The organism is uncultured Halorubrum sp., from assembly GCF_937146585.1.
GTDB classification, from domain to species: Archaea; Halobacteriota; Halobacteria; order Halobacteriales; family Haloferacaceae; genus Halorubrum; species Halorubrum miltondacostae.
Window position 1 is genome coordinate 1 of sequence record NZ_CAKZRO010000015.1, and the last position, 26,230, is coordinate 26,230.

General features: G+C 72.4%; 25 protein-coding genes and 1 tRNA gene. 17 read left to right on the forward strand and 9 right to left on the reverse strand.

Features of this window, described 5'->3' with window-relative positions:
• Window positions 1-1,045: lyase family protein (locus Q0116_RS01170; RefSeq protein WP_297884706.1), on the reverse strand; the 1,045-nt coding region annotated here is incomplete at its 3' end.
• 167 nt (window positions 1,046-1,212) lie between these two features.
• Between Q0116_RS01170 and purH the strand changes: the two genes are divergently transcribed.
• A complete protein-coding gene (purH, locus tag Q0116_RS01175; protein WP_297884707.1) occupies window positions 1,213-2,817 on the forward strand; it encodes a bifunctional phosphoribosylaminoimidazolecarboxamide formyltransferase/IMP cyclohydrolase in 1,605 nt (534 codons plus the stop codon).
• A gap of 40 nt (window positions 2,818-2,857) precedes the next feature.
• Here the strand turns inward: purH and Q0116_RS01180 are convergent, their stop codons facing one another.
• Window positions 2,858-3,748 (reverse strand): substrate-binding domain-containing protein, encoded by an 891-nt coding sequence (locus Q0116_RS01180; protein WP_297884709.1) that lies wholly within the window; start codon window positions 3,746-3,748, stop codon window positions 2,858-2,860.
• Window positions 3,749-3,901: 153 nt separating this feature from the next.
• On the opposite strand from Q0116_RS01180, the gene Q0116_RS01185 reads away from it, so the two are divergent.
• Window positions 3,902-5,203, forward strand: a complete 1,302-nt coding sequence (locus Q0116_RS01185; protein WP_297884711.1) for an MFS transporter — start codon at window positions 3,902-3,904, stop codon at window positions 5,201-5,203.
• A gap of 24 nt (window positions 5,204-5,227) precedes the next feature.
• Here Q0116_RS01185 and Q0116_RS01190 read toward each other — a convergent pair whose 3' ends face one another.
• The gene (locus Q0116_RS01190; protein ID WP_297884713.1) at window positions 5,228-6,286 is read right to left on the reverse strand and encodes a M42 family metallopeptidase; all 1,059 of its coding nucleotides are present in this window, start codon (window positions 6,284-6,286) and stop codon (window positions 5,228-5,230) included.
• 136 nt (window positions 6,287-6,422) lie between these two features.
• Here Q0116_RS01190 and Q0116_RS01195 point away from each other — a divergent pair, with 136 nt between their 5' ends.
• The 6 genes from Q0116_RS01195 (at window position 6,423) to Q0116_RS01220 (ending at window position 11,300) form a co-directional block, all read left to right on the forward strand.
• On the forward strand, window positions 6,423-6,680 hold the full coding sequence (locus Q0116_RS01195) for an MTH865 family protein (protein WP_297884715.1): 258 nt from the start codon (window positions 6,423-6,425) through the stop codon (window positions 6,678-6,680).
• Window positions 6,681-6,779: 99 nt separating this feature from the next.
• Complete coding sequence (locus Q0116_RS01200; RefSeq protein ID WP_297884717.1) at window positions 6,780-7,532, forward strand: J domain-containing protein; 753 nt, start codon at window positions 6,780-6,782, stop codon at window positions 7,530-7,532.
• On the forward strand, window positions 7,529-8,320 hold the full coding sequence (locus Q0116_RS01205; protein ID WP_297884719.1) for a metallophosphoesterase: 792 nt from the start codon (window positions 7,529-7,531) through the stop codon (window positions 8,318-8,320). Before Q0116_RS01200 ends, Q0116_RS01205 begins: the two co-directional genes overlap by 4 nt.
• A gap of 91 nt (window positions 8,321-8,411) precedes the next feature.
• Window positions 8,412-9,452, forward strand: coding sequence for an NAD(P)-dependent alcohol dehydrogenase (locus tag Q0116_RS01210; RefSeq protein WP_297884720.1), 1,041 nt, complete (start codon window positions 8,412-8,414; stop codon window positions 9,450-9,452).
• Between the two features lie 179 nt (window positions 9,453-9,631).
• Window positions 9,632-10,114, forward strand: coding sequence for a hypothetical protein (locus Q0116_RS01215; protein ID WP_297884722.1), 483 nt, complete (start codon window positions 9,632-9,634; stop codon window positions 10,112-10,114).
• A 22-nt stretch (window positions 10,115-10,136) separates the two neighbouring features.
• A complete protein-coding gene (locus tag Q0116_RS01220) occupies window positions 10,137-11,300 on the forward strand; it encodes a thiamine pyrophosphate-dependent enzyme (protein WP_297884724.1) in 1,164 nt (387 codons plus the stop codon).
• A gap of 16 nt (window positions 11,301-11,316) precedes the next feature.
• Here Q0116_RS01220 and Q0116_RS01225 read toward each other — a convergent pair whose 3' ends face one another.
• A complete protein-coding gene (locus Q0116_RS01225; protein WP_297884726.1) occupies window positions 11,317-12,633 on the reverse strand; it encodes an NAD(P)/FAD-dependent oxidoreductase in 1,317 nt (438 codons plus the stop codon).
• A 172-nt stretch (window positions 12,634-12,805) separates the two neighbouring features.
• Between Q0116_RS01225 and Q0116_RS01230 the strand changes: the two genes are divergently transcribed.
• A complete protein-coding gene (locus Q0116_RS01230) occupies window positions 12,806-14,056 on the forward strand; it encodes a pyridoxal-phosphate dependent enzyme (RefSeq protein WP_297884727.1) in 1,251 nt (416 codons plus the stop codon).
• Between the two features lie 43 nt (window positions 14,057-14,099).
• Here Q0116_RS01230 and Q0116_RS01235 read toward each other — a convergent pair whose 3' ends face one another.
• Window positions 14,100-15,311, reverse strand: a complete 1,212-nt coding sequence (locus tag Q0116_RS01235; RefSeq protein ID WP_297884728.1) for a PGF-CTERM-anchored ABC transporter substrate-binding protein — start codon at window positions 15,309-15,311, stop codon at window positions 14,100-14,102.
• A 62-nt stretch (window positions 15,312-15,373) separates the two neighbouring features.
• Between Q0116_RS01235 and btuC the strand changes: the two genes are divergently transcribed.
• The 7 genes from btuC (at window position 15,374) to Q0116_RS01270 (ending at window position 20,529) form a co-directional block, all read left to right on the forward strand.
• A complete protein-coding gene (btuC, locus tag Q0116_RS01240) occupies window positions 15,374-16,540 on the forward strand; it encodes a vitamin B12 ABC transporter permease BtuC (protein WP_297884730.1) in 1,167 nt (388 codons plus the stop codon).
• Window positions 16,537-17,817 carry an ATP-binding cassette domain-containing protein gene (locus tag Q0116_RS01245; RefSeq protein WP_297884731.1) on the forward strand — a complete coding sequence of 427 codons (1,281 nt, stop codon included), beginning with the start codon at window positions 16,537-16,539 and terminating at the stop codon, window positions 17,815-17,817. The genes btuC and Q0116_RS01245 overlap by 4 nt, the downstream gene beginning before the upstream one ends.
• Window positions 17,818-17,891: 74 nt before the next feature.
• Window positions 17,892-18,887 (forward strand): class I SAM-dependent methyltransferase family protein, encoded by a 996-nt coding sequence (locus Q0116_RS01250; protein WP_297884732.1) that lies wholly within the window; start codon window positions 17,892-17,894, stop codon window positions 18,885-18,887.
• A gap of 83 nt (window positions 18,888-18,970) precedes the next feature.
• Window positions 18,971-19,192 carry a hypothetical protein gene (locus tag Q0116_RS01255; RefSeq protein WP_297884734.1) on the forward strand — a complete coding sequence of 74 codons (222 nt, stop codon included), beginning with the start codon at window positions 18,971-18,973 and terminating at the stop codon, window positions 19,190-19,192.
• On the forward strand, window positions 19,179-19,568 hold the full coding sequence (locus tag Q0116_RS01260; RefSeq protein WP_297884736.1) for a peptide ABC transporter ATP-binding protein: 390 nt from the start codon (window positions 19,179-19,181) through the stop codon (window positions 19,566-19,568). The genes Q0116_RS01255 and Q0116_RS01260 overlap by 14 nt, the downstream gene beginning before the upstream one ends.
• A gap of 603 nt (window positions 19,569-20,171) precedes the next feature.
• A tRNA-Thr gene (locus Q0116_RS01265) sits at window positions 20,172-20,244 on the forward strand.
• Between the two features lie 153 nt (window positions 20,245-20,397).
• Window positions 20,398-20,529 (forward strand): rubrerythrin-like domain-containing protein, encoded by a 132-nt coding sequence (locus tag Q0116_RS01270; RefSeq protein WP_297884737.1) that lies wholly within the window; start codon window positions 20,398-20,400, stop codon window positions 20,527-20,529.
• Between the two features lie 42 nt (window positions 20,530-20,571).
• On the opposite strand, the gene Q0116_RS01275 is transcribed toward Q0116_RS01270, so the two are convergent.
• From Q0116_RS01275 to proS, 3 genes are all read right to left on the reverse strand, one after another.
• On the reverse strand, window positions 20,572-21,792 hold the full coding sequence (locus tag Q0116_RS01275; RefSeq protein ID WP_297884738.1) for a hypothetical protein: 1,221 nt from the start codon (window positions 21,790-21,792) through the stop codon (window positions 20,572-20,574).
• Between the two features lie 124 nt (window positions 21,793-21,916).
• The gene (locus Q0116_RS01280) at window positions 21,917-23,035 is read right to left on the reverse strand and encodes a hypothetical protein (protein WP_297884739.1); all 1,119 of its coding nucleotides are present in this window, start codon (window positions 23,033-23,035) and stop codon (window positions 21,917-21,919) included.
• A gap of 136 nt (window positions 23,036-23,171) precedes the next feature.
• On the reverse strand, window positions 23,172-24,647 hold the full coding sequence (gene proS / locus Q0116_RS01285) for a proline--tRNA ligase (RefSeq protein WP_297884740.1): 1,476 nt from the start codon (window positions 24,645-24,647) through the stop codon (window positions 23,172-23,174).
• A 434-nt stretch (window positions 24,648-25,081) separates the two neighbouring features.
• On the opposite strand from proS, the gene Q0116_RS01290 reads away from it, so the two are divergent.
• Window positions 25,082-25,681, forward strand: a complete 600-nt coding sequence (locus Q0116_RS01290) for a CoA pyrophosphatase (protein WP_297884742.1) — start codon at window positions 25,082-25,084, stop codon at window positions 25,679-25,681.
• Between the two features lie 31 nt (window positions 25,682-25,712).
• Here Q0116_RS01290 and Q0116_RS01295 read toward each other — a convergent pair whose 3' ends face one another.
• Window positions 25,713-26,174, reverse strand: coding sequence for a DUF371 domain-containing protein (locus Q0116_RS01295; protein ID WP_297884743.1), 462 nt, complete (start codon window positions 26,172-26,174; stop codon window positions 25,713-25,715).
• Window positions 26,175-26,230: the final 56 nt, after the last annotated feature.

The following is a 26,230-nucleotide window of genomic DNA, read 5'->3' on the forward strand; positions in this document are numbered from 1 at the left end:
TCGCCTTCGAGAGGTTCCCCTCGCTGTTCTCGAAGTCGATCGGGTTCACCTTGTGGGGCATCGTCGACGACCCCGTCTCGCCCTCGACGGCCTCCTGCCCGAGGTATCGGTCGGCGACGTAGAGCCACGCGTCGAGGTCCAGATCGAGGAGCACGTTGTTGACGCCCCGGAGCGCGTCGAACAGCGCCGCGAGGTCGTCGCAGGGGTTCACCTGCGTCGCGAGCGCGGTGTGTTCGAGGTCGAGGTCGCGCACGAACGACGCCGAGAACGCCCGCCAGTCGACGTCGGGGTAGGCGGCGCGGTGGGCCGCGAAGGTGCCGGACGCCCCCGCGAGCTTGCCGGAGAGGTCCTCGTTCGCGACGACGACCCGCCCGAGCGCCCGGCCGAGCCGCGCGGCGTACACCGCCATCTCCTTGCCGAAGGTCGTCGGCGTCGCCGGCTGGCCGTGGGTGCGCGCCAGCATCGGCGTGTCGCGGTGCTCCTGCGCCAACTCGACGAGCGCGTCGCGGACCTCGCGGACCGCGGGGACGACCACCTCGCTCACCGCGGGCTTGAGCAGGAGGCGCTGCGCGAGGTTGTTCACGTCCTCGCTGGTGAGCCCGAAGTGGATCCACGGGTACAGCGACTCCGCGTCGTCGAGCGGCGCGTCGGGACCTTCCGCGATGTCCGCCAGCCGGACGCGGAGGAAGTACTCGACCGCCTTCACGTCGTGGTTTGTCGCGTCGTACCCCGCGGCCCCCTCGGTCTCGAGGGCCTTGATCAGCCGCGCGTCCTCGACCGAGAAGTCGGCGTACACCTCGCGGAGCGCCGTCGCGGTCGCCTCGTCGAAGCCGATCGGCGTCGCGTCGAGGGCCCCCAGCGCGAGCAGGTACTCCACCTCGACGCGGGTCCGGGCGCGCATCAGCGCGGCCTCGCTCGCGTACGGCGACAGTGCCGCCGTTCGGCCGGCGTAGCGCCCGTCGAGCGGCGAGACGGCCGCGAGCGGATCGTTCCGGGACAGCCCCGAGATGGCGTCGTCGGCCGTCGGTCCGGAGTCGTCGGTCATGTCCGCGACTGCCGCCGGAGCCAGCAAAAGCGTGTCGATGGGGCGAGGCACGGACGTGGATCTGTCTCACCGTCGGACCGTGTCGAGACCGCGTTCCGATCCTCGATCGTGTACACTCGGGCGACGCGGACCGCAATCGATATACCCGATCGGTCGGACGTTCGCGTATGAAGATCGCGGGACTCGCGAGCAACAGGGGACGGAACCTCAGGCACATCGCCGACGCCGCGCCCGGCGGCGCGGAGCTGTCGGTCGTCCTGACGAACCGCGAGCAGGCGCCGGCGTTGGAGGCCGCGACCGAGCGCCGGATCCCGACCGAGGTCGTCGCGCGCGACGAGGGGGAGTCGCGCGAGTCGCACGAGCGCCGGATCGTCGAGCGCCTCGCGGACTACGACGTCGACCTCGTCTGTCTGGACGGCTACATGCGCGTCCTGACGGACGCGTTCCTCGACGCCGTGCCGACGACGCTGAACGTCCACCCCTCGCTGCTCCCGTCGTTCCCCGGCACCGACGCCCACGAGCAGGTGCTTGACGCGGGCGTCCGGACGACCGGCTGTACGGTCCACGTCGTCACCGAGGAGGTGGACGCCGGCCCCGTCGTCACTCAGGAACCGATCCCGGTGTACGAGGGCGACGACGCCGACTCGCTGAAGGCGCGCGTCCTGCGCGAGGCCGAGTTCACGGCGTACCCGCGGGCGGTCCGCTGGTTCGCCGAGGACCGCGTGACCGTCGAGCGGGACGCCGACGGCGCCCCCGTCGACGTCGCGGTCGAGGGCGACGTGGGCGGTGACTTCCCGGAGCGGCGCTTCGTCTCCGAGGAGCGCACCGCCACGCTGCGGTACGGCGAGAACCCGCACCAGGACGCCGCGCTGTACGTCGACGACGGCTGCGAGGAGGCGAGCGTCGTCGACGCCGCCCAACTGAACCCCGGCGCGAAGGGGATGGGGTACAACAACTACAACGACGCCGACGCCGCGCTGACCCTCGTCAAGGAGTTCGACGAGCCCGCCGCCGCGGTGATCAAGCACACCAACCCCGCGGGCTGCGCGGTCGGCTCTGACCTCGCGGACGCCTACGACCGCGCGCTGCGGACGGACGCGAAGTCCGCGTTCGGCGGCATCGTCGCGCTGAACCGCGAGTGCGACGCCGACACCGCGACCGCGGTCGCCGACTCGTTCAAGGAGGTCGTCGTCGCCCCCGGCTACACCGACAGCGCGCTCGACGTCCTCCGCGAGAAGAAGAACCTCCGCGTTCTCGACGTGGGGCCGCTCGGCGCGGGCGAGGACCGCTTCTCCGAGCGGTTCACGGAGAAGCCCATCGTCGGCGGCCGCCTCGTTCAGGAGCGCGACCGGCAGTCGCCGACCGCCGCCGACCTAGAGGTCGTCACCGAGCGCGAGCCGACCGACGAGCAGGTCGAGACGATGCTGTTCGCGTGGAAGACGCTGAAACACGTGAAGTCGAACGGCATCCTCTTCGCGACCGGCACGGAGACGGTCGGCGTCGGCATGGGGCAGGTCTCCCGGGTCGACGCGGTTACCCTCGCGGCGATGAAGGCCGAGAAGGACGCGGAGGGGAAGTCCGCCGAGGGGGCCGTGATGGCGTCGGACGCGTTCTTCCCGTTCCCGGACGCGGTCGAGGAGGCGGCCGACGCGGGCATCGAGGCCGTCATCCAGCCCGGCGGCTCCGTCAACGACGAGGACGTGATCGCCGCGGCCGACGAGCGCGACATGGCGATGGCGTTCACCGGCTCGCGCTGCTTCCGGCACGACTAGGCCCGACGCGGACCGCGGCCGTCCCGCCCGAGCGCCGGCGCTACCCCTCCCAGTCGCGCGGGACGTACTGCTCGAACTCGGGGTCGGCCGAGCGGCCGGCGGGGCGGAACGCCCGCTCGCCCGCCACGCGGAACGACTCGATCGCCGACTGACCGGGGCCGGTGAGGAACCCGACGTACGACATCGCGAGCGGGTACGCCACGTCGTGTCGAGCGGGATTGACCGGGATCACGGCGTACTCGTTCCGCAGGAGCGGCGGCGGGTCGTCGATCCCGTAGTCGACGTGGCGGCCGTGGTCGCCGCCGGCGCCCACGGCGAGGAACGTCCCCCGGTCGGTGAGCGTGTAGGCGTCGGAGCGCTCGGCGGCGATCAGCGTGTCGCCCATCCCCTGTCCCGTCTCGATGTACCACTCGCCGCCGGGGGCGACGCCCGCCGCGTCCCAGATCCGGCGCTCGCGGACGTGCGTCCCCGACCGGTCGCCCCGGGAGACGAACGTCGCCCCGGCGTCGGCGATCGCCCGGAACGCCGAGACCGGGTCGCTCCCGGCCACGCCCGCGGGGTCGTCCGGCGGGCCAACGACGAGGAAGTCGTTGACCATCACCCGCCGCCGGTTCACGCCGTACCCCTCCCTGAGGAACTCGTCTTCGAGGGGCCGCGCGTGGACCAGGACCACGTCGCAGTCGCCGTCCCGGGCGGTGCGGAGCGACGCCCCGGTCCCGCGCACGAGCGCCTCCACCCGCGAGCCGAAGCGGTCGGCGTACTCGCGGTGTAACACGTCCAAGAGACCGCTGTCGTACGCCGTCGTGGCGGTCGCGAGGGTCAACGCGCCGAGGTCGGGCGCACGCTCGCGGCCCTCGTTCCCGCCCGCACAGCCGGCCAGCGAGAGGGCGCCACCGGCGCCGAGCGCGCGGAGGAGCTGTCGACGACGCATACGTATCGTAATTAGATCCGACCACACATAGTGCTTTGTTGATTCATTTCAGTTACTAGCCGTCGAGCCCGGCCGGGGCGACAACCCCACGCGGACCGCCGGATCTGCGGCGCTTTTTTCTCCGGGTCTCGTTAGGCGCGGACGGGGACCACCGTGGCCCAGTTCGGCAACTCGGTACGGCTGCTCGGGGACCGGGAGTTCGCGGCGCTCGCCGGGACCGCGTTCGCCCGTAGCCAGGCGTACTCGACGATCCTCATCGCGCTGGCGCTGTACGCCGACCTGTTCGGAACCACGGGGTTCATCGAGGGGCTGTTCGGGACCGCGTTCGCCGTCGTCCAGCTCGTCATCGTCCTCCCGCTGGGCCGGCGGGTGGACACCGGCAACGCGAAGCGGTGGCTGCTCGGCGGCTTCCTGATCAACGTCGCCGTCTTCGTCGGCTTCGCCTTGGTCGACAGCTCCGTCCACATCATCCTCGTGCGGATGATCCAGGGCCTCGGCGCGAGCGTCCTCTGGATCACGGGCGCGACGGTGATCGGCGAGATCAGCCCCGACGACGAGCAGGGGCGCTGGCTCGGCTCGTACAACCAGTTCGCCTCCTTCTCGTCGCTCGCGGGCGACCTCGTCGGCGGCTACCTCCTGTACGCCTACGGGTTCGGCGAGACGTACGTCGTGTTGACCGCCGTCACGCTCGCCGCGTTCGCGCTGGTGTTCGCGTTCCTCCGCGACAACCCCGGCGGGCGGAAGGACCCCGAGGACGCGGGCGGGATCGAGACGTTCCGGTCGCTGCTCGGGCTCCCGATGTTGCGCGCGCTCGTCTTCTTCCGGTTCACGTTCAGCGTCGGCAAGATGGCGGTGATCATCTTCCTCCCGATCTACGCGCGGACGACGTTCGGCATCTCCGCGTTCGCCATCGGCTGGATCATGGCCGGCGGGAAGGCGACGAAGGCGCTCACGCAGGGGTTCGTCGGCGACCTCACCGACCGATACGAGCGCACCTACCTGTTCGTCGCGGTCGGCGCGCTCCTGTACGGGGTCGGGACGGCGATCATCCCCCTCGCGGCGTACTTCGACGGGACCGTCGCGCCGGTCACCGTCTCGTACCTCGGCGACTCCCAGACGCTCGGCGGGGCCTTCTTCGCGCTGTTCGCCGCCTACTCGCTGCTCGGGGTCGCCGACTCGATCCGGCTGCCGGCGAGCATGTCGCTGTTCGTCGACGAGGGCGAGGCGTACGACTCCGTCGCGAGCGCGATGAGCCTGCGCTCGGTGTCGTGGAAGGTCGGGCAGGTCGTCGGGCCGGTGCTCGTCGGGACGACGATGGACTGGACGACCACCGAGACCGGGTTCCTCCTGGCGGCCGGGTTCATCGCGTTCGCGACCACCGGGTTCGCGTGGCAGGCGCGGGGGGCACACCGCGCGGCCCGGGACCCGGGGCCGGCCGCGCCCGGGGACGACTGAGTCGGTTCCGCGGCTCGGGAGCGACTACAGCGTGTAGTCGTGCTCGCCGGTCTCGGACGCCAGGAAGGCGGCGAGCAGGTCGATCGTCGCCTCGACGTCGCCGCCGTCGGCGGTCTCGGTGACGGTGTGGAGGTACCGCGTCGGGATCGAGATCGCGCCGACGGGCTTCGCGCCCGCCGTGTTCTGGAACCCGGCGGTGTCGGTGCCGCCCGCGGGCAGCACCTCGTGTTGGTGATCGATCCCCTCCGCCTCGGCGACCTCGGTGAGCCGGCTGTGGACCTTCGGGCTGGTGATCACCGACGAGTCCTTCAGCTTCACCGCCGTGCCGTCGCCGAGGTCGGTGACGGCGTCGGCCGGGTCGCCGACCTGCGGCACGTCGTTGGCGACGGTGACGTCTAAGGCGACGGCGAGGTCGGGGTCGACGTCGACGCCGAGCGCCTTCGCGCCCCGCAGTCCCACCTCCTCCTGGACGGTCGCCGCGAAGTGGATCGTCACGTCCGGGTCGTCGATCCGGCGGGCGGCCTCCAGCATCGCGAACACGCAGATCCGGTCGTCGAGCGCCTTCCCGGTGACCCGGTCGCCCATCCGCGTCGTGGTCTGGTCGAGGGTGACGAGGTCGCCGACGCTCACCGCCTCCTCGACCGCCTCCGCGTCGCGCCCGAGGTCGATGAACACGTCTTTCACCTCGTCGTCCTTCTCGCGCTGCTCCTCGGTGAGCGTGTGGGGCGGGACGGAGCCGATGACGCCGGTCAGGTCCTCGTCGCCGTGGACGGTGACGCGCTGCGCGCGCAGCACCCGGGCGTCGAAGCCGCCGAGCGGGTCGACCTGGACGAACCCCTCGTCGGTGACGTGGCGGACCATGAACCCGATCTCGTCCATGTGGGCCGCGACGGCGACCGAGTAGTCCGACTCGCCCTCGATCGTCCCCACGACGTTCCCCATCGCGTCGGTCCGGACGCGATCGACGCGCTCCTCGAACTCGCGCCGGACGATCTCGCGCACGTCGTCCTCGTAGCCCGGGACGCCGCGGGCCTCGGTCAGCTCTCGGAGCAGGTCGAAGTCGAAGGCGAACTCGCGTGCCATGGGTCCACCTGATCCGCCAGCGACAAAGGTCCGCAGGATCCGGCACGACCGCCGGCCTTCGGCGCCGCGATCAACCCTAAATAAGTTTACCGTTGTTCCGCAACCCTTTTGCGGGCGCTCTCGGGATGTCGTGTGTATGAGCGACGTGAAAGCGGAACTCCGCGAACAGTTTCTAGACGCGTTCGGCGGCGCAGATTTCCCCGTCGAGAACCAGATGGACCTCGTCCCCGCGCTGCCGGACGGGCCGGGAACGAAGTTCGAGGCCGGCGACGTGAGCTTCACCGCCATGGAGATGGCGGCGAAGCTGGGCAGCGAACAGGAGTTCCCCTACGACACCCCCGAGGCGCTCGTCGACGACATCATCGACGGGCTCGAGGCGAAGGGAATGCTCTGAGCCGGCCGACCGACCGACCCGATTTCTCCTTCCGACCGTCCGCCGCGCCCCGCCGAGCGCCGGCGGGAGGTTGATTACCGCGGAGCCGCTACGGCGGGTGTGTTCGCCGAGCTAACGAGCCTGGTGCCGCGGTGGGTCCTCTGGGGGGTCGGCCTCGGCGGGGTCGCCACCGCCGTGGTCGCCCTCGCGTTCTACCTCGGGGACCGGCTCGTCCCGACCCCCGCCGCGTCGGCCGGCGGCCGCGGCGCCGCCGGCGACGACCGGCGCCGCCGCGAGATCCGGACCTATCTGGACGCGGCCGGCGAGCGGTTCGACGAGGACCACGCGTTCGACGGCGTGTCGGTCCCCTTCTACCTCCCCGACCGCGGGGTCGCGATCACCTTCGACGCGCACGACTACTTCCGGCTGGAGGGCGAGGGCGTCTACACCGTCCTCTGTGAGCACGAGATGCCCGGCCGCGGGCTCGGTCGCCGACTCCCGTTCGACGTCGACGAGCCCGACTGGGCGACCGACGAGTCGCCCGGCGCGGGAGGCGGTCGGTCCGCCGGCTCCGGCGCCGGTCGCTTCGGCGCGCGTGCGGCGACCGGTCGCGGCCCCGCCGGACGGGCGGACCCCGTCGGCGACGCGTTCGACGAGCTCGGCCTCGACCGCGACGCCGACGTCGACGCGGTGAAGGGGGCGTACCGCGAGCGCGTCAAGGAGACGCACCCGGACCAGGGCGGCGACGAGGAGTCGTTCCGGCGCGTCCGCGAGGCGTACGCGACCGCCCGCAACCACGCGGACGGCGGGCCGAGCCCGGACGGGGGCGACGCGGGCCGCCGCCGAGAGCGCTCGCCCGGGTACGGCCGGTGAGCGCCCCCGGCCCCGAGTCCGGCCCGACCTTCGCGGACCGCGCCGTCTACCTCCCGGGAGCCGACGCGCTCGTCGTCGCCGACCTCCACGTCGGCCGCGGCGAGGCCTCCGCGGTCTCGCTCCCGCTCGGCGAGCGCGCGGACCTCGTCGACCGGCTCGCCGCCCTCCTCGACCGGTTCGATCCCGCGACGGTGGTCGCCGCCGGCGACGTCGTCCACACCTTCGACCGAGTCAGCGGCCGGAGCCGCGAGACCTTGGACGCGCTCCGCGACGCCTGCGAGGACCGCGGGGCCGCCTTCGAACTCGTCGCCGGCAACCACGACACCGCCCTCCCGAACCGGTGGGACGGGCCCGTCCGCGAGGAGATCGTTCTCGGCGAGGGCGGCGACCGGGAGGCCGACGCCGTCGACGCCACCGACGCGACGCGCACCGTCGTCTGCCACGGCCACGAGGCGCCGTCCGCGACCGCTGACCGATACGTGATCGGCCACGTTCACCCGACGATCGAGATCGAGGGCGACCGCCGGCCCTGCTTCCTCCGGGGCCCCGGGACGTACCGCGGGGCCGACCTCCTCGTGCTGCCCTCGTTCACCCGGCTCGCGCCGGGCGTGGCGGTCAACGAGATGCGGACCGACGCGTTCGACTCCCCGCTCGTCACCGACGCGGACCGGCTCGCGCCGGTCGTGGTCGACCCTCCCGCGGAGGGCTCGGACGGGGGTCCCGACGCGAGCGGTGCGGGAGAGGCGCTCCGATTCCCGCCGCTCGGCGAGTTCCGCCGGCTGTTGTGAGCGCTTCCGTCCTCCCGCGCGTACTGTCCGTCTCGTCAGACGGCCGACTATAACGAACGTTTATGATTCATGCGGTGCGAATCGTTCACACATGGAAGCAGCCAGACTCCACGAGTACACCGACGACATGAGCGAGGGACTCACCATCGACGAGGTCGACCGACCGGCGGTAACGGGCGCGGACGACGTCGTCGTCGAGGTCGAGGGCGCGGGCTGGTGCCAGACGGACAACCACATCATCGAGGGGATGTGGGCCGAGTACGTCCCGCAGGAGCTGCCGCTGACGCTGGGCCACGAGAACGCGGGGACGGTCGTCGAGACGGGCGAGGACGTCGAGATCGTCTCCGCCGGCGACCCGGTGATCTGCCACCCGGTCCAGACCTGCGGCACCTGTCGCCCCTGCCGGCTCGGCGAGACGATGCACTGCGAGAACAGCGCGTTCAACGGGCTGACTCACGACGGCGGCTTCGCCGAGTACCTCCACACCAGCGAACGAGCCGTCATCCCGCTCCCGAGCGGGGTCGAACCGATCGACATCGCGCCGCACGCGGACGCCGGCATCACCGCCTACCACGCGGCCAAGAAGGCGGTCGCGGAGCTGAATCCCGGCGACCACGCCGTCGTCATCGGCGTCGGCGGGCTCGGTCACATCGGGCTCCAGTGCCTGAACGCGATGAGCGCGGCCCAGATCACCGCCGTCGACCTGAAGGAGTCGGCGCTGAACCTGGCGGACAGCTACGGCGCGGACCACCTCGTGAACCCGACCGACGACGACGTCGCGGCCGAGATCGAGGGGATCACCGACGGGACGGGCGCGGCGCAGGTGCTCGACTTCGTCGGCGAGGACGTGACGACCGCCTACGCCCCGGAGATCACCGCGGGCGGCGGCGACCACCACATCATCGGCTACGGGGGCCACGTCCACGAACCGTCGCAGGCGCTGGTGAACGGCGAGTTCTCCTTCGTCGGCAACATCGTCGGCCGGTACGCGGAGCTTCAGGAGCTCGTCGCGCTCGTCGAACAGGGGGACGTCGACCTCCACACCAGCCGGTACGACCTCGGCGAGATCAACGCGGTCGCCGAGAAGCTCGAACACCGCGAGATCGACGGCCGCGCCGTGATCACGCCCTGAAACCCGCTCGGACAGTCGAACCGCGTCGCGACCCGCGGCCTGTTCTCCGTCTCGTGGAACGTTTCCGGGCAGACCCCGAGCGAAAGCGGGACGTACCCGTTCGAGGTACCGATCACGGTCGGGTGACCGGTGACCGGACAACGAGAAGACATTTACTCCGCCGCTCGTGGCATTAGGGAATGAACGTCTCCCTCCTCGCCGATTCCCGCTTCACCACCGCTCGACGGTGGTCGCTGTACGCCGGCGTGTACGCGCTCGGCTGCGCCGCCCTCACCGCGTTGCTGCTCTCCGACGTGCTCGGCCTGTTCGCCGACGTGGTCGGCCTCCCGGCCGCGGTCGGGATGCCGCTCCTCGCGACCCCGGCGCTCGTCGTCGGGGCGCTCGTCTGGTGGGCCCTCGTCGAGCGGCCGGACGCGCCCACGTATCTCCGCGGGGCCGCGTTCGGGCTGCTCACCGCGCTCCTCACCGGCGCGCTCTGGACGGCGTGGTTCGTGGTCGTCTGGGGACTCGAGATGCTCGCCGCCGGGCCCGTGCGGCTGCTGGTCGGGTTCGTACTCGGCGCGGTCGCCGTCGCCGGCGTCCTCGTCGGGCTCCCGATCACGTACGTCCGACGACGGAGCCGGCGGGCGTCGGCGGCCGCCGCGACCGCTAACTCCTTGTGACTGGGGCGCACACTCGTCGCGCATGGACGAGAACGGCGGCGACCCCGCCGGCGACGGCGGGGTCGATCCCCTCGCCGACGAAGCCGTCGCCCGGGTGCTCGGGCCGGACGGGTCGCCCCTACCGGACGCGACGGTCCCCGACCTGTCGGACGAGCGGTTCCGCGCGATATACCGCGATCTGGTGACCACGCGTCGGTTCGACGAGCGCGCGGTCAGCCTCCAGCGACAGGGGCGGATCGGGACGTACGCGCCCTGCGCGGGACAGGAGGGGTCGGCGGTCGGGTCGACGCACGCGCTCGCTGCCGACGACCTCATCTCCTACCAGTACCGCGAGCACGGCGCGGTCGTCGTCCGCGACCTGCTCTCGGAGTACCTCCCCTACTGGATGGGCCACGAGTCCGGGACCGAGGCGATCGCGGACGGGAACGTCTTTCCGCTGAACATCGGGATCGCCGCCCACCTCCCGCACGCGGTCGGCGCGTCGTGGGCGTTCGACCACCGCGACGAAGACCGCGTCGTCGCCTGCCACTTCGGCGACGGCGCGACCAGCGAGGGCGACTTCCACGAGGCGATGAACTTCGCCGGCGTGTTCGACACGCCGACGCTCTTCTGTTGTCACAACAACGGCTGGGCCATCTCGATCCCCGAGTCGCGCCAGACCGCGACCGACACCTTCGCGCAGAAGGCGACCGCCTACGGCTTCGACGGCGTCCGCGTCGACGGGATGGACCCGCTCGCCAGCTACGCCGTCACGCGTGAGGCGGCCGAGCGCGCCCGGCCCGGCGGCGACGAACCTGGGGGTGACGCCTCCGCGGACGACCCGCGTCCGGTGCTCGTCGAGTTCGTCGAGTACCGGTTCGGCGCGCACACGACGGCGGACGACCCGACGGCGTACCGCGAGCCCGACGACGTGGACCCGTGGCGCGCGCTCGACCCCCTCGACCGCATGGAGGCGTTCCTCCGCGAGACCGGGCGGATCGACGACGAGGGCGTCGCGGCGGTCCGCGACGAGGCCGACGAGGTCGTGGCCGAGGCCATCGACGCCGCGGAGTCGGTCGCGGCCGACCCCGCCGCGATGTTCGACCACGCGTTCGCCGAGCTCCCGCGCGAAGTCCGGGGCCAGCGCGACGATCTGCTCGCGGCCGTTGAGGAACACGGCGAGGAGGCGTTCCTGCGGGAAGAGTAGCGCAGCCGCGGCTCGCCTAGAGGTGTCCGGCCGCCGCGCTCGCCGCCTTCCGCCCGCTCTCCAGGGCCCCCTGGATCGACGACCACTCAGTGTAGTCGCCGGCGAGGACGACCGGCCCCTCCGGGTCGTCCGGGTCCGGGAGGCCGGCGTGGACGCCCGGCGGCTGCGCGAACTGCGCGAACCGGATCCGGTGGACGTCGACGGTCTCTAATCCGTCGAAGTCGCGGTCCGGGTACCACGCCCCGAGCGCGTCGCGCACGTCCTCGCGGAGGTCGCCCTCGTCGCGGTCGAGCGACTCCTCGCCGAGGAACGTCGCCGCGAGCAGCGCCCGGTCGTCCGGGGCGTACTCCGGCGCGACCTCCGACATCGGCACCACGGCGTTCGGCGACTCGGCCGCGGCGTTGAGCAGTATCCGTCCGCCGGTCTCGAACGACTCCCCCGCGGGGAGCGCGTACCAGCCGGTGACGTTCGGCACGCCCTCGGTCGGCACCGACTCGACGCCGGTGAGCCGCCGCGCCTCGGGCGGTGAGGCCGCGACGACGACCGCGTCCGTCTCCCGGGTCGAGCCGTCCGCCAGTTCGACGGTCGCGCCGTCGGCGGGCCCCTTCCGGAACGGGATCCGCCCCTCGCCCGCGATCCGGATCGACTCCACGTCCTCGCCGGTCTCTATCGCGACGCCCGCCTCCCGGGCGCGGTCGGCGAGCGCGGCGGGGAGCGCGGCCATCCCCGCGGCGGGGACGCCGATGGAGCCGCGGCCCATCGCGCGGAACGTGTACTCGAACACCTGCTTCGACGTCGAGAGGCTCCGGTCTAACGTGATCCCGCCGTAGAACGGCTCGACGAAGTGTTCGACGTAGTCGTCGGCGAACCCCCAGTCGCGGAGGTACTCGCGGATCGGGGCGTCGCGCCCGGCGAAGAACTTCCCCTCGTCCCGGTTTCCGAGGTCGTACCGGAGCGCGAGCGTCCGGAGCTTGTCGGAGAAGGACACCTCTCGGTTCAGCAGCGAGGGGAGCGCGGAGAGCGGGTCCCGGAGCGGGTCGCCGAGCACCGACCGCGAGCCCGGCCGGCAGATGGTCGCGCCCGGGGCGAACGTCCGGAGGTCCAGGGCGTCGAGCCCCTCGGCGCCGAGTTCGCGCTCGACGGCCGGGTAGCTCGAGAAGAGGACCTGGAAGCCGCGGTCGAGCGTGAACCCGTCGACCGTCTCCGTCCGGACGCGTCCGCCGACCTCGGGCCGTCGCTCGTACAGCGTCACGTCAGCGCCCGCCTCCGCGAGCCGCGTCGCCGCGACGAGCCCCGAGAGCCCGCCGCCGACGACCGTGGCGTCTCCGTTCATACGCGTCGTTTCGGGGCGCGAGTTTATAAGCGGCGGCGGGACGCGCTCGCCGCCCGGGGTCGACTCGCGCTGACCGATAAACGAGTCACGGCGATACCGAACCCGCGACGGCTCTCGGCCCGCGGCGCGTCGGAGTGCGAAGCGATTTGTCGCCGCCGCCGCAAGGTCCGGTATGGAGCCCACCGAGACCACGCCGGCGTTCCGCGGGCTGGAGAGTCGGGCGTCGGGTCGCGTCCACGAGACCGCCGACGCGGCGACCGTCGACGACGACGAACGGGCGCGCGGCCTCGACCCGGTCTACGACTACGACGCGGTCGACCCCGGCGACCTCTTCGACCCGGCGGCCCGCGGCGGCAGCGGGGACGCCCGGGCCGCGCCCGCCACCGCCCGCGGCCACTGGCGCTTCGACGCGCTGTTGCCTTTCCCGGCGAGCGAGGCGCTCACCGCGGGCGAGGGCGGCACGCCCCTCGTCGCCACCGACCGGCTCGCGGACGAGCTCGACGTCGACGCGGTGTACGTCAAAGACGAGGGCCGCAACCCGACGGGGACGGTCCTCGACCGCGGCCTCTCCGTCGCCGTGACCGCCGTCGCGAAGCGGGCGGCCGCCGAGGGGGTCGACGTCGAGCCGCTCGTCTGCGCGAGCCCCGGGAACGCCGGGCAGTCGATGGCGGCGTACGCGGGCCGGGCGGATCTCCGGTCGTACGCGTTCGTCCCCTCGCGGTGCGCCTTCTCGAACAAGTCGATGACGAACGTCCACGGCGGCGAGATGCGCGTGGTCGGCGGGCGCTTCCCCGACGCCGCCGACGCGGTCGACGAGCAGCTCGCGACCGACTACACCGACCTCGGCGAGTTCGCCACGCCGTACCGCCACGAGGGCGCGAAGACGGTCGCGTTCGAGCTCGTCGCCGACCTCGGCGACGCCCCGGACGTCGTCGTCGTCCCGACCGGGTCGGGCGAGGTCGTCGCGGGCGTCCACAAGGGGTTCGTCGAGCTCGACCGCGTCGGCGCGATAGCCGAGACGCCGAGGGTCGTCGCCGCGCAGGCCGCAGGCTGCGCCCCGATCGCCGCCGCCGTCGAGCGCGGCCTCGACGAGCCCGAACCGTGGGGGACGCCGGACACAATCTGCGGCGAGCTGGAGATCCCGGACCCCGCCGGCGGGGCCGCGGCCGTCGAGGCCGTCACCGACAGCGGGGGGACCGCGGTCGGCGTCGACGACGACGACATCCTCGCGAGCGCGGTCGCCGTGGCCCAGAACGAGGTCGTCGAGATGGGCGCGACGGGCGGCGCGGCCCCCGCCGGCGCGTGGGCGCTCGCCGAGGACGACTTCTTCGACGGCGACGAGACCGTCGTGCTCCTCAACAGCGACGCCGGGCTAAAGACGCCTGACATCCTCCGCAGCCACCTGATGGGGCAGGGGATCTGAAGAAACGCGTCGGTTGGGGTTCGGTGCGACTATCGCGGGTCGCTCACTCGCGCCGCGCGAGCAGGCCACTCGCGAGCAGTGCGAGCGCGGCCGCGACGACGCCGAACCCGGGCGACTCCGCGCCGGTGTCGCCGGCGCTGCCGTCCGTTTCCGTCTCGTTTCCGTCCATGCCGTCGGTCGAGGAGTCGTTCTCGCCGCCGGAAGAGTCGTCGCTCCCCGACGAGCCGTCGTCGGAGGAGCCGTCGTCCGACGAGCTACCGTCCGACGACTCGCCGCTCGCGTCCTGAAGCTCGACCACCGCGTTCGACAGCGTCTCCGTCGACCGGATCACGCTGCGCGGCGCCGGCTGGTTGAGGTAGTTCACGTTCATCACGACGTAGTTCCCCTCGGCGCCCGCGGTCGTGCTGGCGTACGGCTCCTGTTCTAAGATCGCGGCCTCGGGGTCAGTGACTAAGATCAGCTCGGGGTCCGTCTCGAGGATGACCTCGTCCGAGAGCTGCGGGTAGGCCTCGTACTCCGCGGCGACGTTCTCGGTGCCCCCGACGTTCATGATCGCGTCGATGAACGTGTTGTTCGCGGCGACGTAGCCGCCGCCGAGCGGGTACAGCGCGGCCGGGCGGTCGACGTCGGCGGTCCGGTTCTCCGCCGCGTCGACCGCGTCGTACATCTCCTCGTTCGTCTCGTCCGCGGCCTCGCACGCGCCGACGAGCCGACCGATCGTCTCCGTCTTCTCGGCGATGTCGTCGACGGAGGTCGCCGCCGGGAAGTGGTACACGGTCAGCCCCTGCTCGCGGAGCGGTCCGACGTCCGCGGCCGAGGAGTTCGGCGCCAGCACGAGGTCGGGCTCGGTGTCGACGACGCGCTCGACGCTCGCGCCGAACTCGGCGGAGACGTTCGCGCGCTCCTCGGCGCCCTCGAGGTAGAACGCGAACTGGCTCACGCCGACGACGCGGTCCTCTTGGCCGAGCTCCCACAGCGTCTGTGCGGCCGACGGGTTGAGCGTCGTGATGCGCTCGGGCCGCTCCTCCAGCCGGATCGTCTCCCCGGTCGCGTCAGTCGCGTTGAGCGGGAACCCGCACGCGTCGCCGGTCTGTGCGGGGCCGGTCGCCCCCGCGGCACCGACCGCGGGCTGCGCGCCCGCGGTCGGCCCGTCCGTCGCTATCGTCGGCTGTGCGCCCGCGGCCGTCCCCGCGACGCCGCCGAGCAGGGCGGTCGTCACCAGGACGGCCATCGCGATCGCGAAGCTGTCTCGCATCGGATCGAGGACCGGACTCGTCCAATAAGTATTTACCTACTACAAGTTGTGTTGGAGAACGTATGCGTCCCTGGGTGCGGTCGGCGGCTTGGTCGGCGGCGGTAGCCGCGCTGTTGGCGGTCGTGATCGTCGTCAGCGCCGCGGTCGGGCCGGTCAGCATCCCGCCGGAGACCGTGCTGAAGTCGGTGCTGAACGCGCTCTCCGTCCCGTCGGGGATCGAGACGACCGCGAGCGGCGTCGGGCCGTTACCCGTGCCCGGCGTCGGGCCGCTCACGCTCCCCGGCGTCGACCTCGCGGTGACGTCGCCGTTCGCGTTCCCCGTCGACTCCGTCCACCAGCGGATCGTCGTGGGCGTGCGGCTCCCGCGGATCTTACTCGCCGCGCTCGTCGGGTTCGCGCTCGCGGCCGCCGGCACGGTGATGCAGGGCTTCTTCCGGAACCCGATGGCGGACCCGTCGATCATCGGCGTCTCCTCCGGCGCGGCGGTCGGCGCGGTGGCGTTCATCGTCTTCCCCGTCGCCCTCTCGACGACCGTCGCGCTCCCGCTCGTCGGCCCCGTCGAGGTCGCGCTCTCGCGCGGCGCGGGGACGAGCCTCTTCGCGTTCGTCGGCGCGCTCGTCGCCGCCTTCGGCGTGTACGCCATCGCGACCCGCGGCGGCCGGACGCCGGTCGCCACCCTCCTCCTGGCGGGCGTCGCGGTCCAGACGTTCCTCGGCGCGGTCGTCTCGTACCTCCAGCTCCAGGCCGGAGAGTCGCTCCGCCAGATCGTCGCGTGGCTGATGGGCCACCTCTCGGGCGCGGCGTGGAGCGAGGTCGCCGTCACCGCCGCCGTCGTGCCGCCGCTGTTCGTCCTCCTGCTCGCGTACGCCCGCGACCTCAACGTCCTCCTGCTCGGCGAGGAGGAGGCCCGCGGGCTGGGCATCGCGGTCGAGCGCACGAAGCGGGTGCTGCTCGCGGCGTCGGCGCTCGTCACGGCCGCCGGCGTCGCGTTCGCCGGCGTGATCGGCTTCGTCGGCCTCATCGTCCCCCACATGCTCCGGCTCGTCGTCGGTCCCGACCACCGGGTGCTCCTCCCGACTGCGGCGCTCGCCGGCGGCACGTTCCTCGTCGCGGCCGACACGCTCGCGCGCTCGGCGCCCGCCGAGTACCCGGTCGGGATCATCACCGCCGCGGTCGGCGCCCCCTTCTTCGTCTACCTGCTCGTCACCCGGGAGGTGACGGAGCTGTGAGCGCGGACCCCACTACCGACGCCGAAGGGCGGGACGCCGAGGAGTCGGCCGCCGCGCGCGGCGACCCCGGGTCGCTCCCCGAGACGTCGCGCTCGTTCGGCGACGCGCCGCTGCTGTCGGCCGCGGACGTGGCCGTCTCGTTCGGCGACCTCGACGTCGTCTCCGGGGTCGACCTCCGGGTCGAGCCCGGCTCGCTCGTCGGCCTCGTCGGGCCGAACGGGGCCGGCAAGACCACCCTGTTGCGCGCGGTGACCGGCGCGGTCGAGCCGGACGCGGGGACCGTCCGGATCGGCGGGGACCCGGCGGCGTCGCTGTCGGCCCGCGAGGTCGGCCGGCGCGTCGCGAGCGTCCCGCAGGCGACGAACCTCGCGTTCGACTTCCGGGTGCGCCACGTCGTCGAGATGGGCCGGACGCCCCATCTCGGGCGCTTCGACGCGCACGGCGTCGAGGACGACGCCGCGGTCGACGCGGCGATGGCGGCCGCCGACGTCGAGCGCTTCGCCGACCGGTCGATCACCGAGGTCTCCGGGGGCGAGCGGCAGCGCGTGCTGCTCGCGCGGGCGCTGGCGCAGGCGGCCCCGCTCCTCCTCTTAGACGAGCCGACCGCGAGCCTCGACGTGAACCACGCGGTCGAGACGCTCGAACTGGTCCGCGAGTTCGTCGACGGCGGCGACCGCGGGGCGATCGCCGCGATCCACGACCTCGACGCCGCGGCCCGCTACTGCGACGAGGTGGTCGTCATCGCGGACGGCGGGGTCCGGGCCGCCGGGCCGCCGGCGTCGGTCCTGTCCGGGGCCGCCGTCGGCGCGGCCTTCGACGCGGAGGCGTTCGTCGGCCGCAACCCGGCCACCGGGACGCCCGCGGTCACGGCGTTCCCCCAGAGCGACGTCGACCCGCGCCGAGTCCACGTGATCGGCACGGGACGCCCGACCGCGCGCGTGATCGCCCGCCTCGCCGCCGCGGGCCACGAGCCCTCGGTCGGCGTGGTCCCCGAGGGAGACGCGGCCGCCGGCGCGGCCGCGGACGCGGGAGGGACCGCGGTGGCCGCGCCGCCGTTCGAGGATCCCTCCGCGGAGACCGTCCGGGCCGCGCGCGACCTCGCGGCCGCCGCCGACGCGACGCTCGCAGTCGCGACCGGCGGCGACGGCGCTCCGACCGCGAACAGCCCGAACGCCGAGGTCGCGGCGGCCGCGGACCGCGTCGTTCCCGTTCCGGCCGACGTCGACGACGAGGCCCTGCTGGACGCCGTCGCGGCCGCGACCGACGCGTCGGAGTGACCCCGACCGCCCGAGTCCCGTCGTCCGGGCCGCGAAGCGTCACCGTTTATTCGCTCGCCCGCGTCCCTCCGACGATGAGCGTTCCATGCGTCGCCGTCGCCCGCGAGCGCGGCGAGACCGTCCGGAGCCGGCTCGCCGACGCCGACGCCCTCGACGGCGACCACCAGATCGCCGTCGACGGCGACACGATCTACATCCCCGTCACGGGCCGCGAGGCGGTCCCCGCGGAGTTCGCCGACCGGCTCGTCGAGCGCGACGCCGAGCGGCGGGACCGCCCCACGACGCCCGCCGAGATACTCGACTCCGAGCCCTCCATCGAGCGCCTGGGCGACATCGTCATCATCGACGAGGACGACGACGAGCGAGCCCGCGAGGTCGCCGACGCCGTGGCGGCCTCCGACGTCCCCTGCGACACCGTCCTCAACCGCGCGTCGCCGATCGAGGGCGAACTGCGGGTCCGCTCGTGGGACGTGCTGGTCGGCGACGACACGGAGACGGTCCACCGCGAGTACGGCCACGAGTTCGCGCTCGACGTCGCCGCGGTCTACTTCTCGCCGCGGCTCGCGACCGAACGCCACCGCGTGGTCGAGCAGGTGGATGCCGGGGAGTCCGCGATCGACATGTTCGCCGGCGTGGGGCCGTACGCGGTCCCCATGGCGTCCCGCGGCGCCGACGTGGTCGCGTGCGACCTCAACGAGCGCGCGGTCGAGTACCTCCGCGAGAACGCCGCGCGCAACGGGGTCGCGGAGCGCGTGACGGCGGTCGCCGGCGACGTGCGCGACCTCGTCGACTCGCGCGCGGACACCGCCGACCGACTCGTGATGAACCTCCCCCACTCGGCGGACGAGTTCCTCGACGCGGCCGTCGCGCTCGCCGGCGACGACTGCGTGATCCACTACTACGACATCCAACACGAGGACGACCCGTTCGGCCCGGGGCGGCGCGCGATCGAGGCGGCCGCGGGCGACGCCTACGCGGTCGACGTCGAGACCGAGCGCGTCGTCCGGTCGTACGCCCCCCACGAGTACAACGTCTGTCTCGACGTGCGCCTGACGCGGACCGTCGACTGATTCGACGCTCCGCGCGCTCGGTTGACGCGGACAGACACGTCAGGGCATATACTTATGAGTGTGACTATCTAACATGTACACGTATGAGCGACGCCGCAGACCCAGAGGAGCGAATCGACGAGACGACCACGTGGCCGGATCTGGCGATTGGGCTCTACGACCGTCTGACCGGTCGAAACGCCGAGATTCACTACCAGTTCGAGGACATGACCGTCGAGGTGCCGAGCGGGACGGGAGACGACGTCGAACACGCCGAGTGGCGCGTCGACGGCGGCGTCCGCGTCACGACTCGTGAGCGGGACTGACTCCCACGCCGCCCTCGCGGTCGAGACCGACGACCTGACGCTCTCCGTCGACGGAGTCGACGTGTCGGTCCACGCCACCGAGCGGCGGCTGTTCCTCGAGGTCGAGAGCGTCGGTGACGCCCTCCGCGTCGCCCGCCGCCTCCCCGGCGACGCGGCCTCGGACCTCGTGGTCAGGGAACTGCGACTGGGGGACCTCACCGCCGAGGTCAGGGTCCGCGGGCGGACGGTCGCGGTCGCGGGCGCCGACGCGCGCCCCGGTCCGCTCTCGCACCGCCTCGGCATCGCGCCCGCCGAGGTACGCCTTGCGGGCGCCGTCGGAGCCGGGTACGGTGGGCTCTCCGCCGCGCTGCGACGCGCGCGGCTGCTGTTCGCGTAACGCGGACTTCCGCGCGCCGTTCGTCTATCGCTTTTCATAGCTCGGACGCAACGCTGGTGAGAAGCGGTCGGCACAGCGAAAACGCCGCACTGCCCCGAGGGGGGTCGGGGCGGTGCGGCTGGGGGCCCGTCACATGACAAGTGGCCGCGGCGACGGTCGGCGGACCAGAGGCGATTTTGCGCCTGGCGCGTCGGAGACGCGTTTCACACGGTAGCCGCGACCGAACGCTGGTTGGGATGACGGCCGCGCCGAGCCGCCGTGGGGACGGCGACCGACGAGACCCTCGCCGCCCGGTACGGGCTTCGACCGGGCACGCATCGCCGGGGGAGTCGATCCCCGCCGTCTCGGCACGCGGGCGATGTCATCACGCTTCGATCAAAGTCTGAACAAGTATTTAGGTTTTATCCTTATATACTTGTGTTGTGTTCCGATTCTCCTTGTGTATCAGCGTGTAATCCCGTCTAATGCGTTACGAACGTGTATTCGGTGTCGGTCACGCTTGCCGGTTCACCGTCGGAAAACGACCCGACCGGTTCCGCCTCGCCCCCGCTCCGTCCCCGTTTCGGAACCCTTATTTTTCCGTCCGGGAATTGTCTGTTGCGCGCCGGGGTAGCTCAGCTGGCAGAGCGATTCCTTCGTAAGGAATAGGTCGGGGGTTCAAATCCCTCCTCCGGCTCTTCTATCGGTATCCGCTCGAACCGCGAGCCACGGCCTTCCGTCGCGATCGCTCTCCTTTCGATCGTTCGGTCACCGGCCTCCGCGGTTTAATTTATACTATCTAAACAATATTAGGTGTGAGATTATTTACCACGGAGGCGTATGGCCTGATATGCGACCAGAATACGAATGTCACGGTGAAGAAGTGTACGAGTGTTTCAAATGCGGCCGGCGGACGGACTCGCCGGGCGAGTGCGAGTGCGGCGGCGAACTGCGGCACATCGGCCGGTCGCGGGACCTGTGACCGGCGTCTCGCCCGTTCGTTCGCCACTCGGCGGCGGTCCGATCAGTCGCTCCCGGTAGCGCCGGCTCCGTCGCCCCCGCCGGCGTCGTCGCCCTCCCCGCTCTCCTCCTCGTCGCCGTCGTCACCGTTCGCGTCCGCCTCCGGCTCGTAGTCGGGGAGCGAGAGGACGTTCTCCCGCCCCAGCCGGAAGCCGTCGAGGTCGCCCTCGTCCCGCAGTCCGGTCACCACCTGACTCGTCTTCGCGGCGGTCCACTCCAGCTCCTCCGCCACCTGCTTCTGTTTCATCCGCCCGCCCCGCGACTCGACGAGTTGGAGCACCTGCTCCTCGTTGCTCAGCAGGTCGCTGTCGACCGGCGGCGCGTCGTCGGCGCCGTCCGCCGCGTCCGGATCGCCGGTGTCGGCAGTCGCCCCGCCGCCGGAGCCCTCGCCGCCGCTGTCGGCGGCGGCCGCGCTCGCGTCCGCGGCGTCACCGCCGCCTCCTCCGGCCGTCGCCCCGGGCTCGTCGCCCGCGATGACGGCCGCACCGTCGTCGTCGGCCTCCCGGCGGCGGTACGCGACGGCTCCCGCGACGACGAGCGCGGCGAGGAGCGCGACCAGTCCGGCCGTCGGGACTCCCGAGAGCGGGCCCGCGGGCGCGACCGTGATCCGCGGCTGCCCCGTCGAGAAGTCGACCGGGCCGTTCCAGACGACCGACCGGTCGCGGACCTCGCTCGGCTCCGGCGACGTCTCCCCGAGCCGGTACCCCTCCGGCCACGAGACGATGAGCGACGAGGAGCCGTCGAGGAACAGCCCGTCGACCGCGTCGCCGACGCGCAGCCGGTCGCCGTCGACGGCGGCGAAGTTCGTCCACTCGAATCGGTAGGTCAACACGCCGTACGCCTGCGGGAGCTCGCGTCGCTCGGCCGTGACGGTCGCGTTCGACACGGTCATGTTGCGGCCGGTCGCCGACTCCGCGGTCGCCGCGGTCGAGGCCATCCGGTCGCGGAACCGGGTCGTGTACGCCTCGGTGTCGTTCTCCACGTCCGCGCGGAGCTCCTCGAACGCCTGCTCCTCCTCGTCGGTCGCGAGCCGGATCCGGTACTCCACGGTCCACCGCGCGTCGCCGTCCGGCTCGACGTCGGCCGTTATCGACACGTCGTCCGGCTCGACGTCCATCTGGGCGAAGCCGCCGTCGAACGGCGCCGCGCCCGCCCCGCCGGCGAGTGCGAGACCGACGACTCCGAGGAGGGCGACGACGACGAGGAAGGGCTGCGCTCGCTGCACGGACTACGTCACACGGAGAGCCGATAAATTCCTTCCCATCCGAGACGCGCTCGCCTCCCGGCTACCGGTCGAACCGGGCCCCGTCTTGAGCCCGAACCTCGCTTCGGATCCGCACGCCGACGCCTCACGCATCGAGGCGCGAGGGGCTGCCGGCGGCGATCGACGGCGTGTCCGAAGTGACTTCGATCGACGGAGCGCCCCCGCCGCCGTCGGACCCGTCGCCGCCGGCCCCGGCGCTGCCGGACCCGCTTCCGGTGCCCGTCCCGTTCCCGGATCCGGCCGGCGAGTCGGTCGCGTTACCCCCGCCCGGCTGCCCGGACGGGCCGGAGCCGTTCGCGGTGCCGCTCCCCGAGCCGTTCGCGGTGCCGCTCCCCGAGCCGTTCGCAGTGCCGCTCCCCGAGCCGTTCTCAGCGCCCGGCGCTCCGGTCGATCCGTTCCCCGTACCCGGCGTTCCGACTGAGCCGTTTCCCCGTCCCGGGGCTCCGGCCGAACCGTTCCCCGTCCCCGGCGCTCCGGTCGATCCGTTTCCCGGACCACCGCCGATCGCGCCCTCACCCGGCGGTCCGGCGTCCCCCGGCGGCCCGCGTTCGGTCCCGTTCCCCGGCGGACCGCGGCGGTCCGGACCGACCGGGCCGCCCACGCCCTCGCCGGCAACGCCGCGAGCGAGGGCGGCGACCTCGGGACCGCTGAGCTCGTTCGCGCGCTCTCGCAGCGTCGCCAGCCGCTCGCCGTCGACGCCCGTCTCGTTCCGGACGGCGGCGGGGAGCTCCGCGGCGACGCTCGCGCTCCGGTTCAGCCCGCGCGAGAGCGTCTCGATCCGGGCGGTGGTCGTCGCCATCCGCGCGGCGTACGCGCCCTGACTCAGCTCTCCGGCGTCGCGGCGCTCGCGGAGCTCCTCCTGTCGCCGCTCCAGCTCCGCGAGCCGCTCTTCGGTCCGGTTCACCCGGTCCGCGACGACGGCGGCGCGGCTCTCGTTGGTCTCCGACTCCCGGAGCGCGACCTCGAAGGCGCGCGACTCGACCTCGCCCTCGATCTCCGCGCCCTGGACCCCGACGACGCCGGCGAGGCGCTCGCCGGGCGCGAGGTCGGCCGTCGCGTTCCCGGCGTCGCCCGAGCCCGCGCCGCTCCCGTTCCCCGGTTCGGTCTGTGCCGTCACCACGCCCGCCGGCGCGGCGGCCGCGGCCCCGACGATCAGGACCGCGGCGGCGGCCGCGACGACGAGACTCGCAATCCAGCGGTTCATTGCCAGTACGTACACGCTCCGATCGTATATACCCGAAACTCCGTTAAGCCGGATCAACGCGGTTTAATCGCCGGACGCGACGGGGGCGGGGCGAATCGCGGAGAACCGGCGGCGGCCGCGGGTCGCCCTCGCGGCGTCAGTACGTCTTCGCGAAGTACGCCGTCCGCTCCGCGGCCTCGTCGCACATCGCGCACGTCTCGTCGTGGTCGCCGTCGGCGAGCGGGTCCTCGTCGTCGAAGGGGACCATCACGATCTCGGCGGCCAGCGGCTCCTTGATCGGCTCCTCGCAGGCCTCGTCCCCGCACCACGGCGTCTTCACGTAGCCGCCGTGCTGGCCGAGCGTCCCGAGGATCTCGGCGCGGTCGTCGGCCTCGCGCACGCCGTCGTCGAGGGTCTCCTCGGCGGTCGCGTACAGCTTTGCGTAGATCTCGTCGAACTGCTCGCGGACGGTCTCGGCGACGCCCTCGCGGTCGACCTCGACGCTCTCCCCGTCGGGCCGGTGGACCAGCGTGAGCTCCTCGTCGTCGACCTCGTGGGGGCCGATCTCGATCCGGAGCGGGATCCCGTTGAGCTCGTGTTCGTTGAACTTGAACCCGGGATTGCGCTCGTCGCGGTCGTCGAGTTCGACGCGGACCCCGGCGTCGTCGAGGTCGTCGGCCACGCCCTCGGCGTACTCGAGGACGTCCGCTTTCGTGTCCTCCTGCCAGATGGGGACGACGACGACCTGCGTGGGCGCGACCGTGTGGGGCAAGACGAGCCCCTGCTCGTCGGAGTGGGTCATGATCAGCGCGCCGAGCGCGCGCCACGAGAGGCCCCACGAGGTGGTGTGGGCGGTCCGCTCCTCCTCGTCCTCGTCCGAGTAGGTGATGTCGAACGCCTCGGCGAACGACTGGCCGAGGTGGTGGGAGGTGCCCGCCTGGACCGACTTCCCGTCGGGCATCAGCGCCTCGACGGTCGTCGTGGTGTCCGCGCCGGGGAACTTGTCGTGGTCGGGCTTTTGCCCCTTGAGAACCGGAAGCGCCAGCAGATCCTCGTAGACGGACTCGTACTGGTCGAGCCGCGTCATCGTCTCCGCCCACGCGTCCTCGCGCGTCGCGTGCGCGGTGTGGCCCTCCTGCCAGAGGAACTCCTTCGTGCGGAAGAACGGCTTCGTCTCCGTCGCCTCCCAGCGCACGACCGAGCACCACTGGTTCACGCGCAGCGGGAGGTCGCGGTGGCTCCGCACCCACTGACTGATGTACGGCGTGATGATCGACTCCGAGGTGGGTCGGACCGCGAGCCGCTCTTCGAGCTCCTTGTTGCCCGCCTCGTCGACCCACGCCACCTCGGGGTCGAACCCCTCGACGATGTCCTTCTCGCGTTCGAGGTACGACTCGGGGATGAACAGCGGGAAGTAGGCGTTCTGGACCCCGGTGTCCTTGAACTTCGCGTCGAGGAACCCCTGGAGCCGCTCCCAGACCGCGTACGCCCGCGGGCGGGTGACGATGAACCCGCTCATCCCGTCCGGCCCGTAGTCGGCCAGCCCGGCCTTCCGTACGACCTCGGCGTACCACTCGCCCGTGTTGTGCGTCTTGGACTCGGTGATCCCGAGCTCCTGATCGTCGTCACTCATTACTCCCGAAAGCGGGTGTCGCGGGCTTAAAAGGTCCGAACCCGGTCGCCGCGCCGCGCTCGTCGGACGCGACGCGGCCAGCCGTCGGGCACGGCCCGCCCCGCCCGGTAAGGAGTCATTGCCGGTCCAAAACGGGATAAAATGGCTCGAATCCGAATCCACCGTCGCCCCGGTATTTGTCCCTGCCCGCCCTCGCCGTTGCCATGTCACAGGCGACTCGGATCCTGCTGCTCGCGGCCGCAATCGTCGGCCTCTCGGCGCTCGTCGGGACGGTCATCGGGCAGGCCGCGCCGGTGTGAGCGGTCGTCCCGGCGCGAGCGACCGTCCCGCCGTCCCCGCCGAGTCGCCGCCGGCGACGGTACTGTCACACGTTCACGTTCCGCGCGACTGGAACCCGCGGAAACGTTAACCGCCTCGCGTCGCCTACTTCGGGTATGGACCTGTCGGGGCTGCGCCGCCACGCGCCGCAGTCGCTCGCCGGCCGGCGGGAGGCGGCGGTGCTGGCGCCGGTGATCGCGCGCGACGGCGAGGCCCACCTGCTGTTCACCAAGCGCGCCGCGCATCTCGGCGAACACCCCGGCCAGATGAGCTTCCCCGGCGGCGGCCGCGAACCGATCGACCGGACGCTGACGGACACCGCGCTGCGCGAGGCCGACGAGGAGGTCGGGATGCGGTCGTCGGAGGTCGACGTGATCGGGAGGCTCGACGACACGCGCACCTCGTCGCAGTACGCGGTGCGCCCGTTCGTCGGCGTCGCGCCCGACCGCGAGTACGTCCCCGACGAGTCGGAGGTCGCGGAGGTGGCGGTGCTCTCGGTCGACGCGCTCACCGACCCCGCGAACTACGAGTCTGAGCGCCGCGTCGGCCACCCGGAGTACGGCGACCACCGCATCCACTTCTTCCACGTCGACGGCTACACCGTCTGGGGCGTGACCGGCCGGATGGTCGTCCAACTGCTGGAGCGGACGACCGACTGGCGCGCCCCCGCCGAACCCGACCGCGTGGTCGGGGCGGACGCCGAGCTCCCGATCTAGCTATCCGCGGACGAACCGATCCCCGGCCGCGTCACTCCGCCGGCTCGACTTCGAGCCGCAGCGTGAGGTCGGCCCCGTCGGCCAGCGCGCTGACGAGGTCGCGGTCGAGGTCGCCGGCGGCGGCGTCGCCGTCGACGAGGATCGTCCGCTCGTCGTCGGTGTAGTCGCTCGTGCGACCGACCATCGAGCGGTCGTCGAGCAGGGCGAGGTCGGGGTCGCCCCGGCCGGTGACCGTCTCCCGGAACTCGTCGTCGCCGGCGTCGACGGTGAGCGTCGCCTCGATCGTCGCGTCCGCGTCGCGGCACGCCTCGCGGAACGCGGCCGAGAAGTCGCGCGGCGTCCGGTCGGCCTCGACGCCGACGATGCAGTCGCCGGCGGGCGTGAGCCAGTCGTCGGTCGTGAGTTCGAACGTGCTCGCGTGCTCGGCGGTGACGTTCTCGTGGCCGGTCGCGCGGACGACTTCGACGCGGGGGTCGTCGGGCTCGTCGCTCATCGTCGGCGGTCGGCCCCGACGCGACAAGTGGCCGTCGCTTCGGCGCCGAGGGCGGG

What these genes read in the sequence shown, in the direction of transcription:
- purH (WP_297884707.1), top strand. Translation starts at nt 1,213, where the DNA reads ATGAAGATCGCGGGACTCGCGAGCAACAGGGGACGGAACCTCAGGCAC.
- Q0116_RS01180 (WP_297884709.1), bottom strand. Translation starts at nt 3,748, where the DNA reads ATGCGTCGTCGACAGCTCCTCCGCGCGCTCGGCGCCGGTGGCGCCCTC.
- Q0116_RS01190 (WP_297884713.1), bottom strand. Translation starts at nt 6,286, where the DNA reads ATGGCACGCGAGTTCGCCTTCGACTTCGACCTGCTCCGAGAGCTGACC.
- Q0116_RS01195 (WP_297884715.1), top strand. Translation starts at nt 6,423, where the DNA reads ATGAGCGACGTGAAAGCGGAACTCCGCGAACAGTTTCTAGACGCGTTC.
- Q0116_RS01210 (WP_297884720.1), top strand. Translation starts at nt 8,412, where the DNA reads ATGGAAGCAGCCAGACTCCACGAGTACACCGACGACATGAGCGAGGGA.
- Q0116_RS01215 (WP_297884722.1), top strand. Translation starts at nt 9,632, where the DNA reads ATGAACGTCTCCCTCCTCGCCGATTCCCGCTTCACCACCGCTCGACGG.
- Q0116_RS01220 (WP_297884724.1), top strand. Translation starts at nt 10,137, where the DNA reads ATGGACGAGAACGGCGGCGACCCCGCCGGCGACGGCGGGGTCGATCCC.
- Q0116_RS01225 (WP_297884726.1), bottom strand. Translation starts at nt 12,633, where the DNA reads ATGAACGGAGACGCCACGGTCGTCGGCGGCGGGCTCTCGGGGCTCGTC.
- Q0116_RS01230 (WP_297884727.1), top strand. Translation starts at nt 12,806, where the DNA reads ATGGAGCCCACCGAGACCACGCCGGCGTTCCGCGGGCTGGAGAGTCGG.
- Q0116_RS01235 (WP_297884728.1), bottom strand. Translation starts at nt 15,311, where the DNA reads ATGCGAGACAGCTTCGCGATCGCGATGGCCGTCCTGGTGACGACCGCC.
- btuC (WP_297884730.1), top strand. Translation starts at nt 15,374, where the DNA reads ATGCGTCCCTGGGTGCGGTCGGCGGCTTGGTCGGCGGCGGTAGCCGCG.
- Q0116_RS01250 (WP_297884732.1), top strand. Translation starts at nt 17,892, where the DNA reads ATGAGCGTTCCATGCGTCGCCGTCGCCCGCGAGCGCGGCGAGACCGTC.
- Q0116_RS01255 (WP_297884734.1), top strand. Translation starts at nt 18,971, where the DNA reads ATGAGCGACGCCGCAGACCCAGAGGAGCGAATCGACGAGACGACCACG.
- Q0116_RS01270 (WP_297884737.1), top strand. Translation starts at nt 20,398, where the DNA reads ATGCGACCAGAATACGAATGTCACGGTGAAGAAGTGTACGAGTGTTTC.
- Q0116_RS01280 (WP_297884739.1), bottom strand. Translation starts at nt 23,035, where the DNA reads ATGAACCGCTGGATTGCGAGTCTCGTCGTCGCGGCCGCCGCCGCGGTC.
- proS (WP_297884740.1), bottom strand. Translation starts at nt 24,647, where the DNA reads ATGAGTGACGACGATCAGGAGCTCGGGATCACCGAGTCCAAGACGCAC.
- Q0116_RS01290 (WP_297884742.1), top strand. Translation starts at nt 25,082, where the DNA reads ATGGACCTGTCGGGGCTGCGCCGCCACGCGCCGCAGTCGCTCGCCGGC.
- Q0116_RS01295 (WP_297884743.1), bottom strand. Translation starts at nt 26,174, where the DNA reads ATGAGCGACGAGCCCGACGACCCCCGCGTCGAAGTCGTCCGCGCGACC.